At 34.8% G+C, this 12,829-nt stretch carries 12 protein-coding genes; 6 read left to right on the top strand and 6 right to left on the bottom strand.

What is annotated here, in order from left to right:
* Positions 1-25: 25 nt before the first annotated feature.
* The 4 genes from sufC to BST91_RS11860 form a co-directional block, all read right to left on the bottom strand.
* On the bottom strand, positions 26-778 hold the full coding sequence (sufC, locus tag BST91_RS11875; protein ID WP_042276558.1) for a Fe-S cluster assembly ATPase SufC: 753 nt from the start codon (positions 776-778) through the stop codon (positions 26-28).
* A 6-nt stretch (positions 779-784) separates the two neighbouring features.
* Positions 785-1,228 carry a hypothetical protein gene (locus tag BST91_RS11870; RefSeq protein WP_085775502.1) on the bottom strand — a complete coding sequence of 148 codons (444 nt, stop codon included), beginning with the start codon at positions 1,226-1,228 and terminating at the stop codon, positions 785-787.
* A gap of 80 nt (positions 1,229-1,308) precedes the next feature.
* A complete protein-coding gene (gene sufB / locus BST91_RS11865) occupies positions 1,309-2,757 on the bottom strand; it encodes a Fe-S cluster assembly protein SufB (protein WP_042276562.1) in 1,449 nt (482 codons plus the stop codon).
* A gap of 18 nt (positions 2,758-2,775) precedes the next feature.
* Positions 2,776-3,105: a HesB/IscA family protein gene (locus tag BST91_RS11860; RefSeq protein WP_042276565.1), complete on the bottom strand. Its 330-nt coding sequence runs from the start codon at positions 3,103-3,105 to the stop codon at positions 2,776-2,778.
* Positions 3,106-3,245: 140 nt separating this feature from the next.
* Here BST91_RS11860 and thiL point away from each other — a divergent pair, with 140 nt between their 5' ends.
* Positions 3,246-4,289, top strand: coding sequence for a thiamine-phosphate kinase (gene thiL, locus BST91_RS11855; protein WP_085775501.1), 1,044 nt, complete (start codon positions 3,246-3,248; stop codon positions 4,287-4,289).
* Here the strand turns inward: thiL and BST91_RS13130 are convergent.
* A complete protein-coding gene (locus BST91_RS13130) occupies positions 4,280-4,513 on the bottom strand; it encodes a hypothetical protein (RefSeq protein ID WP_157546971.1) in 234 nt (77 codons plus the stop codon). The genes thiL and BST91_RS13130 overlap by 10 nt on opposite strands.
* 71 nt (positions 4,514-4,584) lie before the next feature.
* Positions 4,585-5,331 carry an alpha/beta fold hydrolase gene (locus BST91_RS11850; protein WP_085775500.1) on the bottom strand — a complete coding sequence of 249 codons (747 nt, stop codon included), beginning with the start codon at positions 5,329-5,331 and terminating at the stop codon, positions 4,585-4,587.
* 36 nt (positions 5,332-5,367) lie between these two features.
* Between BST91_RS11850 and BST91_RS11845 the strand changes: the two genes are divergently transcribed.
* From BST91_RS11845 to BST91_RS11825, 5 genes are all read left to right on the top strand, one after another.
* Positions 5,368-5,958, top strand: coding sequence for a TetR/AcrR family transcriptional regulator (locus tag BST91_RS11845; RefSeq protein ID WP_042276571.1), 591 nt, complete (start codon positions 5,368-5,370; stop codon positions 5,956-5,958).
* A gap of 88 nt (positions 5,959-6,046) precedes the next feature.
* Positions 6,047-7,042, top strand: a complete 996-nt coding sequence (locus BST91_RS11840) for an endonuclease/exonuclease/phosphatase family protein (RefSeq protein ID WP_085775499.1) — start codon at positions 6,047-6,049, stop codon at positions 7,040-7,042.
* 176 nt (positions 7,043-7,218) lie between these two features.
* Positions 7,219-8,133, top strand: a complete 915-nt coding sequence (locus tag BST91_RS11835; RefSeq protein ID WP_042276574.1) for a PorP/SprF family type IX secretion system membrane protein — start codon at positions 7,219-7,221, stop codon at positions 8,131-8,133.
* Between the two features lie 18 nt (positions 8,134-8,151).
* Entirely contained in the window at positions 8,152-10,017 is a 1,866-nt protein-coding gene (locus tag BST91_RS11830; RefSeq protein WP_085775498.1) for an OmpA family protein, read from the top strand.
* Positions 10,018-10,108: 91 nt separating this feature from the next.
* Positions 10,109-12,829 carry a PD-(D/E)XK nuclease family protein gene (locus BST91_RS11825; RefSeq protein ID WP_085775497.1) on the top strand — a complete coding sequence of 907 codons (2,721 nt, stop codon included), beginning with the start codon at positions 10,109-10,111 and terminating at the stop codon, positions 12,827-12,829.

Here is a 12,829-nt window from a genome sequence, read left to right as displayed (position 1 = left end):
AACTGTAAAAATCATTATTAGACTACTAGGCGTCAACCTCTTCTTTAATCCAGTCGTAACCTCTTTCTTCTAATTCATGAGCTAGTTCCTTACCACCAGACTTTACGATTCTACCTTTATATAGTACATGTACATAATCCGGAACTATATAATCAAGTAACCTTTGATAGTGAGTAATCACTACGGTTGCATTATCCTTGCTTTTAAGCTTATTCACACCATTTGCAACAATGCGCAATGCATCAATATCTAATCCTGAATCTGTTTCATCAAGAATAGATAGTTTAGGCTCTAGCATCGCCATTTGAAAAATTTCATTACGCTTTTTCTCACCACCAGAAAAACCTTCATTTAGCGATCGAGACAAAAATTTACGATCTATTTCAAGTAGTTCTGATTTTTCACGAATCAATTTAAGCATGTCCTTTGCAGGCATTTCATCTTTACCTTGTGCCTTGCGAGTCTCGTTGATCGCAGTTTTCATGAAATTTGTTACTGATACACCTGGAATTTCTACTGGGTATTGAAACGAAAGAAAAACACCGCGGTGTGCTCTTTCTTCTGGATCAAGTTCAGAAATTTCCTCACCATCTAATTCGATAGAACCATCTGTCATTTCATATTCCTCGCGACCTGCAATAACATTGGCAAATGTTGATTTACCAGAACCATTAGGTCCCATTATAGCATGCACTTCTCCAGGCTTAATTTCTAGATTTATTCCTTTTAAGATTTCTTTGTCCTCAATTGAGGCTTTAAGGTTTTTTATCTTTAACATATCGATCTACTTGATGTCTTTTAATTCTACTTTGGATCCTGTTGTGATCACGTTGCTCTCAAGAGCTGGGTTAATTTCTATTATTTTATGAATGGTAAAAACTTCTGGCCATCCTTCTTCACCTCGTTCTAGTTTTGGGTTTGGTTTAAGTTTACCTTGAAGAGTAACTATAGGCGCGTCGTACTCATTCTTTTTAAGTGGATTTGTTCTATCAACTAGTTGTAACGCCACATCATTTCTTTCTACTTCATGAATTTTACTAGTTGTATTGAGAACGATAATATCCTCGTATACAATAAATTCTCCTCGCAATTCAACTTGACCTTCAGGAATACTACTTGTATTGTCCATTTCAACCACAGAAGCGTCCGTGTTTTCGTCATCCTTGGATTGTTGCTTACAAGCTATTGAGATGATTGTTAAAAGTGTAATCGCTAGTATTTTTCTCATAGTGAATAAAATGATGATTGGTTTTTTTAAGTACGCTTTCGCGAAAGCGATATCCTAAACAACTACGTTTTATTATTAATTTATCCTACAGATCCTTCTAAACTTATTTCAAGAAGTTTTTGAGCCTCTACAGCAAATTCCATAGGAAGCTTATTAAGTACTTCTTTTGAAAAACCATTTACAATAAGGGCGATTGCCTTCTCGGTATCTATTCCTCGTTGATTACAATAGAATATTTGATCTTCACCTATTTTACTAGTAGTGGCCTCGTGCTCAATGCGAGAGCTGCTGTTCTTGTTCTCTATGTATGGGAAAGTGTGCGCTCCACATTCATTCCCCATAAGTAAACTATCACATTGAGAGAAATTACGAGCATTTGCAGCACGTGGGCTTACGTGAACTAATCCTCTATATGAATTTTGAGATTTTCCAGCACTTATTCCTTTTGAAATAATCGTGGATTTAGTATTCTTTCCTAGGTGAACCATTTTGGTCCCTGTATCTGCCTGCTGAAAGTTATTAGTAACTGCAATGGAGTAAAACTCTCCAATTGAATTGTCACCTTTTAATACACAGCTAGGGTATTTCCATGTAACAGCACTACCGGTTTCAACTTGTGTCCATGAGATTTTTGCATTTTTCTCACACAAACCTCTTTTTGTTACAAAATTGAATACTCCACCTTTACCTTCTTTGTCACCTGGAAACCAGTTTTGAACGGTACTGTATTTAATCTCTGCATCATCAAGTGCAATAAGCTCTACAACTGCTGCGTGTAATTGGTTTTCATCACGACTAGGAGCTGTACATCCTTCAAGGTAAGAGACATAACTACCTTCATCGGCAATTACAAGGGTGCGTTCAAATTGACCAGTTCCTGCTTGATTTATTCTAAAATAAGTAGACAACTCCATAGGACATCTCACACCTTTTGGGATGTAACAGAAAGATCCATCTGAGAACACAGCACTATTTAACGCTGCATAGTAGTTATCCTTTTGTGGTACAACAGTTCCTATATATTTTTTTACTAACTCTGGATGTTCTTGAATAGCTTCTGAAATTGAACAGAATATGATTCCTTTTTCAGCTAGGGTTTCTTTAAAGGTCGTTGCCACAGAAACTGAATCCATTACAATATCCACAGCTACTCCTGCTAATTTCTTTTGCTCATCAAGGGAAATTCCTAGTTTATTAAAGGTCTCCAACAATTCTGGATCCACTTCATCCAGAGATTCGTACTTAGGCTTTTTATTTGGAGCGCTGTAGTATGATATAGCTTGTAAATCTGGTTTTTTGTAATGTACGTTTGCCCATTCTGGCTCGACCATATCTTTAAAAGCCTTGTACGCTTCTAATCGCCAATCTGTCATCCATTGTGGCTCGTTCTTTTTTTGAGAAATTAGTTTTATCACATCCTCATTAAGACCTACGGGAATCGTATCAGATTCAATATCGGTATAAAAGCCGTACTCGTACTCTTTAGTCTCGAGTTCCTTTTTTAATTCTTCTTCTGTGTACTTAGACATCTTAAATGTGTTTAAAAATTAAAGCGAAAAGCTCTCACCACAACCGCATGTGCGTTGTGCATTTGGGTTATTGAACACAAATCCTTTTCCATTAAGTCCACCACTATATTCTAGAGTTGTTCCTACTAGGTAAAGAAAGCTTTTTTTATCGACCACTATACGCACGTCGTTTGCTTCAAAAATTTTATCTGTATCAGTTGTTGAGTCGTCAAAATTTAACTCGTATGACAAACCACTACAACCACCACTTTTTACTCCTACACGCACATAGTCCTTATCTATGGTAAATCCATCCTCGCTCATAAGTTGAGCTAGCTTAACCTTAGCTGTTTCTGAAACGTTTATCATAATATTATTTGATTAATCAAAATGTGTGCAAATATACGACAGCAAGGGCATACAAAGGGTTAATACACTTATAAATACTACCTATAACAAGATAGAGATTGCACACGGGTAAAACCGTAAGTAAATTGTAATTTTGCATCATGCTAGAGAATAAAAATCAAAGCCGTACAGGTATAGAGAATTTAGGTGAATTTGGTCTTATAGAGACTCTTACTAAACAAGTGGAAATTAATAATAACAGTACATTACTGGGAATAGGTGATGATGCTGCAATTATTCATACCAAACAACCTAATGTCATAACTACTGATATGCTGGTAGAAGGTATACACTTTGACCTTTCTTATGTTCCATTAAAACATCTAGGGTATAAGGCTATTATGGTTAATTTATCTGATGTTTATGCTATGAATGCCCAGGCTTCTCAAGTAACTGTTTCTATAGCTGTATCTAACCGTTTTCCCCTTGAGGCACTTGAAGAACTCTATCAAGGAATTCACCTTGCTTGTAAAACTTACGGTGTAGATTTAATAGGTGGTGACACCACATCATCCACCAGCGGTCTAATAATTTCTGTAACTGCGATAGGTCATCAAGAGGAAAGTAAAATTGTAAAACGCAGCGGCGCACATGATGGTGATTTACTCGTACTCACTGGAGATATAGGTGCGGCCTATATGGGATTACAGATTCTTGAAAGAGAAAAAGCTGTTTTCAAGGCAAATCCAAATAATCAACCCGATATGGAGCCTTATAGTTATCTTCTGGAAAGACAATTAAAGCCTGAAGCCCGAAAAGATATTCCGCTACTATTAGAACAGTTAGACGTAGTTCCTACCTCAATGATTGATTTGAGTGATGGTTTAAGTTCAGAAATTTTACACCTTAGTAAAAATAGCGATGTTGGTATCAAACTTTATGAAGAAAAAATACCGTTAGATCCAACTGTAATTAATGTTTGTGAAGAGTTCAACCTAGACAGCACTACTATCGCCTTAAGTGGTGGCGAAGACTATGAATTGTTATTCACTATTAGTCAAGAAGATTATCCAAAGATCAAGGCAAACCCTAATCTAACGGTGATTGGACATGTAGTTGATAAAAGCTTTGGCAATCATCTAATCACAAGAGGTGGAGAACAAATTGAGATTAAGGCAATGGGCTGGAACAGCTTTCAAGAATAGCTTTCTTTTAATACTTTGGCTTGTTGTAGTGAGCTAAGCGCTCTATTCAATCTAGAGTACTGATCATTAAGAGGTAGTAGTTGACCATAAATGGTCGATGTCATTTTCTTGTTGCACTTACAACACGTATACTCCTTAACGTGCTCGGTTATTTCTTTACTCACTCGGTATTTATGTCCGGTGATGGAACAAAGCAAGGATTTAGAGGGAAACTTCTTACTCATAATTGACAAATGATTAATTACGAGGATGAATTTATGCTTTATTTAAGGAAAAAACCTATTAACTGATGTTTTTATTCGATGAAATGCATGTTTCTTGCAATTTCTTCTGGATGAGTTACCAGGCTCATATGTCCACACGCTATTACAAAAAGATCTCCTCGAGTTAATTTAATCTCTTCTTTAATCCTATTTAAAGGAACAACCTCATCCTCTTCTCCTGCTATATAGATTAAATTTTTCACCTTACTTAGCTCATTTGAATAAGAAGGTCTATCACGCATTGCTACTATAGCATGACGTACGCTAGTAATATCCATTTCTTTTGCTTTATTGATCATATCACGGATAATTCCCTTATGAACCGACTTCTCTTGGACAGTGAATAAATTCCCAATAGCCATTTTCATATAGGTTTCTTGGTATTTATCAATAAAGTTTAATGAATGATTACGTACTTCTTTACGCTGGTCGGTATCACGAGTGCCCACACTGTTAATTAATGTGAGCGACAGTAGTTTGTTAGATTGCGCTTTCGCGAAAGCGGACCACACATAGCCACCCATACTATGACCTACCGCATGAAATTTAGATACTCCAATTGATTCAATAAGCGTGTTTATTTCATTTGCCAGATCTTCAATTGAATAGGGCTCATCTTGACTAGCACTGTTTCCATGACCAGGTAATTCTATAAAAATTAGATTAAATCCTTTTAGAAAAGGCAATAATCCACTCCACTGTTGTTTGTATCCTAAAAAACCGTGTAACAAAACGATGCTTTCTTTATTACCTGGCACTAATTCGTAACTTAATTTCATACTTGTATGTTATGATACCATTTGGTATTTTTGAGTATGCGCAATCCAGAAAAAACAAAATCACATATTCTCAATACAAGTGCAAATTTATTCAATAAGCATGGATATAAAGCCACTTCACTAAGTGATATTACCAACGCTACAGGCTTTACTAAAGGAGCCATTTACAAACATTTCAAGAATAAAGAAGACCTAGAACAACAGGCGTTACGCAGCTTAAATAAAAGAATGTTCTCCACTTTAACTACAAACATCAAACAAGCCACAGATTTTATATCTAGAATGAATGTGGTATTTGATTTTTTTGAGAATTATCTAGTAGATCCACCATTTGAAGGAGGATGCCCATTGCTTAATAGCGCTATTGAAAGTGATGACGCAAATCTTGTTCTCAGACAACAATCTTTTGGAATGCTTGTAAACTTAAAAAGCTCCATAAAACGGATTATTGAACAAGGAATAAAACATAAACAAATTAAAGCTGATATAAATACCGAGCAGTTAATAAACGTTTATATCGCAACATTGGAAGGCGCCGTAATGATGAGTAAATTAGAGAGAGATACGGTGGCAATTACCAATTGTATTGACTTTTTAAAAAAATACAATCTATCCATTTCCATATAAATTAAATTTTGTTGGATACTGTTTGGTATTTTAAACCACTACTCTGTAAAAACAAGGATCTTACTTTTAAAAATTAAATCAACAACATATGTCAGCAGCGATACCTAGTCATGCTTTTGAACAATACACCATCGCATTTTATAACCTCGAGAACTTTTTTGATGTAATAAACGACCCTAATATTTTAGATGATGATTTTACTGAGTTTGGAAGAAATGAGTGGACTCCACATAGGTATCAAAAAAAACTTAATAGAATAAGTGATTGCATAAGTAAAATTGGTTTTGAAGAAACCGGAAAATTGCCAGTAATAATAGGTATAGCTGAAGTTGAGAATAAAAAAGTGATTAAAGAGTTACTTAGTCAACCCAAACTGTCTCATCAAAACTATAACTTTATTCATTACAACAGTCCGGATGAACGAGGAATCGATGTTGCCCTTATTTACAACGAGGATCTTTTTACCGTACATCATAGTGCTCCTATATGCGTAGAACTTATAGAAGAGAACGGAACTAAAGATTATACCAGAGATATTTTATATGTCAAAGGAAAGCTAGCTGGCATGCCTTTAGATATTTATGTAAATCACTGGCCGTCGAGAAGAGATGGCGCCGAAGAGACTAATCATAAAAGAGTTGAAGTTGCTAAAAAATTAATAGCTCATATCAATAAAAATGACCCTGAAAAGAAGAGATATAGCAACACTCACGAAACACATGATAGTCATAACGTAATTATTCTAGGTGATTTTAATGACGATCCTGAGAATGATAGTATTAAAAATGTGATTATACCACAAGGCTTTAACAATGTAACAGCTCCACTTAAAACTTTTTATAGAGGTACCCTAAATCATCAATTTAAGTGGAATTTATTTGATCAAATCATTATAAGTCAAAGTCTTGAAAATGATATCCCTAAATCATTATACTTTTCAAAAGCCAATATTTTTGACGACATCATGTTAAGACAATGGAAAGGTAAATATAGAGGCCAACCTTCAAGAACTTTTGTGGGAAGAAGATACAAAGGTGGATATAGTGATCATTTTCCCGTTTATAGTGTTTTTAGACGAAACTAACATCCATTAGTCCTCAAAACGATGCTCTTAATCTATTAAGGAAATCTTATAGGCTTCCAGAAAATCAATTTTCATATATTCGAACATTATGAAGTGTTGTATTAAAACAATTATACTACATTTGATAATTAAACAAACGGAAAACTTAATTTACATAATTAAACCAACTTGTAAGAATGAGAAAATTACTTGCAATGGGGATACTCTTAACACTAGCCTGTACAAGCGTTGTGCATGCGCAACAAGATCCTCAGTACACCCAGTACATGTACAACCAAAACATTATTAATCCAGCATATGCTGGTACTAAAGAAGGCCTATCAGTTACCTCACTTTACAGACAGCAATGGTCCGGTGTAGTAGGAGCCCCAGAAACCATCACCTTTTCAGGTAGCGCACCAATAGGTGATCGTGTAGGACTAGGATTATCCTTTATTAATGACGTTATTGGTCCAGTAAATGAAAAAAACATTTATGCTGATTTTAGTTATAAATTACAAGTAGGACAAAAAACTACTTTGGCACTAGGTCTTAAAGCTGGTGTTACCTTTCATAACGTAGACCTAGCAACGGTAGGCACTACACAACCAGGAGACCCTTTATTTAGTGAAAGATTAAATGAACTTTATCCAAATATTGGAGCTGGAGCTTTTCTATATGGGGAAAATTGGTATACTGGTTTCTCAGTACCTAATATGTTAAGTGCTACTCACCTTGATGAAAATGGCCTTGAATTTGGGAGTGAAACACAACACTTTTTCTTAACTGCAGGTTATGTATTTGATCTAAGCGACACAGTAAAGTTTAAACCTCATACTTTAATTAAAGGTGCCTTTGACGCTCCTATAAGTTTTGATGTGAATACTAATTTCTTATTTAATAATCGCTTTGAATTAGGTGTAGGTTACCGTTATGAGGATTCCTTTACAGGTCTTTTTGGTGTTAATCTTACAGACACTTTAAAAGTGGGTTATGCTTATGATCGAGTTGTCTCTGACATCTCTGTTGCTTCTGATAGTTCTCATGAAGTTTTTGTGACTTTTGACCTATCATTCCCACGTAGAGTAATGCAATCACCTCGTTTCTTCTAAAATAATCACCAAAGAATCATGAAAAAATTTACCTTCATATTTATTGTATTGTTTGCTGGAGTTTATGCTTTCGCGCAAAGCGATGCTACTAAAAAAGCAGACAAACTATATGACCAATTACGTTATGTGGATGCTGCCAAGGCTTATGAAAAAGTCCTTAAAAATGGTGAGCGTTCTGAGTATGTATACACTCAATTAGCTAATGCATACTACTTTAACTCTGACTTTACTAATGCGGAGCGCAATTATGCTCGTGCGGTTAAAAAAGGAGGAGACGCAGAAACTCTTTATCGATACGCACAAACCTTAAAAGCAAATGGTAAGACTGATATGTCTAACACTATAATGAAACAATTTGCTAGTGCTGCTCCAAACGATGATAGAGCAAAAATGTTTAAAGCGAATCCTAATTACCTTAATGATATCATGGCGATGGAGCCTGGATTTACCAGTGAAGCTTTTAAAGCTAACGGTGAGTCTAGTGACTTTGCGGCCGTTCAGGTAGGTAATAAAGTTTATTTCTCAAGTTCACGTAATGAAAAAAGAGGTAATTACTCTTGGAATAAAGAACCTTACCTTGACATATACGAAGCAACTGTTGATGAAGCTGGTGTGGTAGGTGAAGCAAATCTTGTAAAAGGAGACGTTAACACTAAATATCACGAAGGTACACTAGCCGTTACTCCTGATGGAAAGTACATGTTCTTTACAAGAGTAGATTACTACAATGGTGATTATGAAAAAGCTGAAGATGGTGAAAGTAAACTTAACATCTATCGAGCTACAAATGTAGGCGGTGAGTGGAAAGATGTTCAAACTACTTCTTTAGAAGCAAGAGACTATGGTGTAGGTCATCCTAGCATCACTGCAGATGGTAAAACTATTTATTTTGCAAGTGAAGCTCCAGGTGGACAAGGTGGAACTGATATTTACAAAGCCGATCTTAATAATGGTAAAATCTCTAACCCAGTAAACCTAGGTTCTAAGGTTAATACAGCTGGTGACGATTCGTTCCCATACATTGCAGAGGATGGTACATTATATTTTTCAAGTAATGGACATCTAGGACTAGGTGCTCTTGATATCTTCAAATATAAAGATGGAGAAGTTTCTAACATGGGCGCTCCTATCAACTCATCATTAGACGATTTTGCTTTTTCATATTCTGAAAATACTGGAAAAGGATTCTTCTCATCTAACCGCAAAGGCGGTAAAGGTGGTGATGATATTTATAGTGCTACACGAATTGAAATTTGCGAAGTTGCTGTAACTGTTAAAGCAATTGATGAACAAACGAATCAACCTATTCCAGGTGCTATCGTTTCCTTACAAGATGCTGATGGTATGACTATGCCAGGCCAAACTACTGATAATAATGGAGAAGCCGTGTTTATGGTTGAATGTAATAAAGAGCTTACTGCTCGTGGCGCAAAAGACAAGTATGAAAGTGGTGAAGCATCATTAACTATTGCAGAAGAGGAAACCGCAATTGTTGAAGTTACTATGATGCCAGAACCAGAAATAGTTGAAGAAAAGATTATTCTAAATAAAATATACTTTGACTTAGATAAGTCAAATATTAGACCTGATGCTGCGCTTGAACTTGATCGCTTAGTTAACTTAATGAAGAAATATCCAACTCTAGAAGTACTAGCTGAAACTTATGCAGATATCAGAGGTTCTGACTCATACAACCTAGCTCTTACACAACGACGCGCTCAATCTATTGTTGATTATGTGGTATCACAAGGTATTGACTCATCAAGATTAGAAGCCAAAGGTCGTGGTGAAGAAAACCCTATCGTTGATTGTACAGCTAAAAAATGTACCAAAGATGAATACGAATTATCTCGTCGATCAGAATTCACGATCACGAAGAGATAAACTTTTAACAATCAAAAAACGAAAAGCCCATTCTTGAAAAAGAGTGGGTTTTTTAATTGATAAACATTACACTTCTTAGTACTTTTCACTTATGCAAACTTTCCTTGAACACATAATTGACGACCTTAAAAGAAAAGGTGAAAACCTCCTAGAACTTACTTATATAGTACCATCAAGAAGAGTTGGAGTTTTCCTTACCAGGTATATAGCTAGCCGTTATGATCAACCTATTATTCAACCTGAAATTTTAAGTATTGAGGAATTCGTTTCTAGAGAATCAGGGCTTGAAATAAAGCCTGATCTTGAAATCATTCCTCATTTTTATAAAGCATATAAATCTGTTGAAGGAGTTCAGGCAGAAAGTTTTGAAAGCTTTTTATCTTGGGCAATGACGGTATTACAAGATTTCAATGAAATAGATCGCTATATCATACCAACTGACAGATTCTTTACCTACTTAGGCAACATTAAAGAGTTGAGCGATCCACACTGGAGCTTAGAGGCAAATCCTACTAAAATGGTCTCTGATTATTTAAAATTTTGGAAGCGACTACACTTATATTATGAAGCCCTAGTAGATGAGTGTAAAAAAATTGGTATATCCTATCAGGGATTAGCTTATCGACAAGCTCACGAGCTTATAATGAACAATGCTTCCAATCTAAAAGATAATTATGTATTTCTAGGTCTCAATGCTCTTAACACAGCAGAAGAAAATATTATAAAGGAATTATTAGATACTGGAAAGGCAAAAATTTATTGGGATACAGACCAATATTTTTTGTCTAGACCGTACCATGAAGCTGGTAACTTTTTAAATAAACACTTTAATACTTGGAAGTATTTTGAAAGGAACAGTCCACAGTTTATTGGTGACAATTACTCAAAAAACAAACAAATCCATATTACCGGCGCTACTGGAAATCTTACTCAAGTTCAAATAGCTATAAAAAAATTACTTGAGTTACCAAACAATGAACTCAGTGAGACTGCCATCATTTTAGCCGATGAAAAATTACTTATACCCTTAATTAATGCTCTCCCAAGTGAAATAGAACACTATAATATTACCATGGGCTTACCTCTAGAAACGGTAGGATACAGTTCTTTTTTTAAACAGCTTGTGACTTTGTATACAAGCATGACAAACAATGGGTTTTATTATAAAGATGTTCAAGCCTTGTGCAATACACTGTTATTTAAAACAGTACTTTCAAAATCTTCAAATACCCTACAAAATAAAATCCATCAAGAAAATTTAGTCGTTCTAAATAAACAAATCATTGCTGACGTCGTAGACGAGCCATGGTCTAAATTATTTGAACCTTTAAATAAACCTACTGATTTAGTAAAGTATGCCTTAGAGTTTATTACTGATGCAAAAAACGTTTTGATTGATCAAAAAAACAAACGTTTTGAGCTTGAACAATTGGTTGGTATTTATGAAGTAATCACACAAATACAGAATCTTTTAAGCGACTACCCAGAAATAAGTGACTATCGTACAGTTGAATTTCTTTATGATAAACTAATAAGTTCAAAGACGCTTGATTTTATAGGCGAACCAGTACAAGGCCTACAGATCATGGGGCTTTTAGAAACGAGAGGTTTGGATTATAAGAATGTAATTATGTTATCGGTTAATGAAGGTACGTTACCAGCAGGAAAATCAACTAACTCCTACATTCCCTTTGATGTAAAAAAAGAATTTGAACTACCTACCTATTCTGATAAAGACAGTGTATACGCATACCACTTTTATAGACTATTACATAGAGTACAAAAAGCAAGTTTTATATTTAATTCAGACACTAAGTCTAGTATAGGTCAAAAAGAACAAAGTCGATTTCTGGTTCAACTTATAAACGATCAAGAAAATGACCATCAACTTATGATTGAAAGCTATGAGGTGCCTAATGAAATTCACTCTAGGGAACTCATTTCTATTGATAAAAATGATCATTTGATCAACCGATTAAAAGAGATTGCTCAAAGCGGCTTTAGCCCTAGTGCATTAACTAGCTTTGTGCGCAATCCTTTAGACTTTTACCGTCAAAAAGTTTTGCGTGTAGATCAATTAGAAGAAGTAGAAGAGAATATTGAAGCAAATACGATGGGTACCATTATCCATTCTGCTCTAGAAGAATTATACAAACCCTATATCAATCAAGTACTCAAAAAAGAACACTTTAAATTATTATTTAAGCAGGTCGATGAACAACTACAAATAGCCTATTATAAAACCTATAATACCAACCAAATTCCTACAGGCAAAAACAAAATAATTTTTGAGGTGTGCCGTAAATATATTAATAAACTATTGCAAATAGATTTAGAATCTATTGAAGCAGGTAGTGAGCTCATCATTAAATCTTTAGAAAAAGATATAAGAGCACATATTGACCATCCTGAATTAGGGGTTATTCGTTTACGTGGAAATGTAGATCGTATTGATTTGTATAACAATCAAATACGCATTATTGATTATAAAACAGGACAAGTTAAGTCCAATCAACTCAAAATTAAGGATGCTAATTATCAAGATATCATATTAAATTATGAGTATAGTAAGGCCTTTCAAGTACTCATGTATGCATATTTATATGAAAAAGAATACGGCGTGCTTCCAGATCAAGCTGGTATCATTAGCTTTAAAAATTTTAAAGAGAAGTTCATTAAATTTTCTGATGAGCAATTGGATAACAAACATCAAATCACTGTAGAAATTTTAGACCAATTTGAAAAACAACTTTTTCTATTGTTAAGTGACATCATGGATCCTAACCAACCTATAATTGAAAAAGCTGTTTAA

Source organism: Nonlabens tegetincola, assembly GCF_002117085.1.
GTDB classification, from domain to species: Bacteria; Bacteroidota; Bacteroidia; order Flavobacteriales; family Flavobacteriaceae; genus Nonlabens; species Nonlabens tegetincola.
The sequence above is the reverse complement of the archived record's forward strand: the minus strand, read 5'-3'. Positions and strand labels throughout refer to the sequence as shown.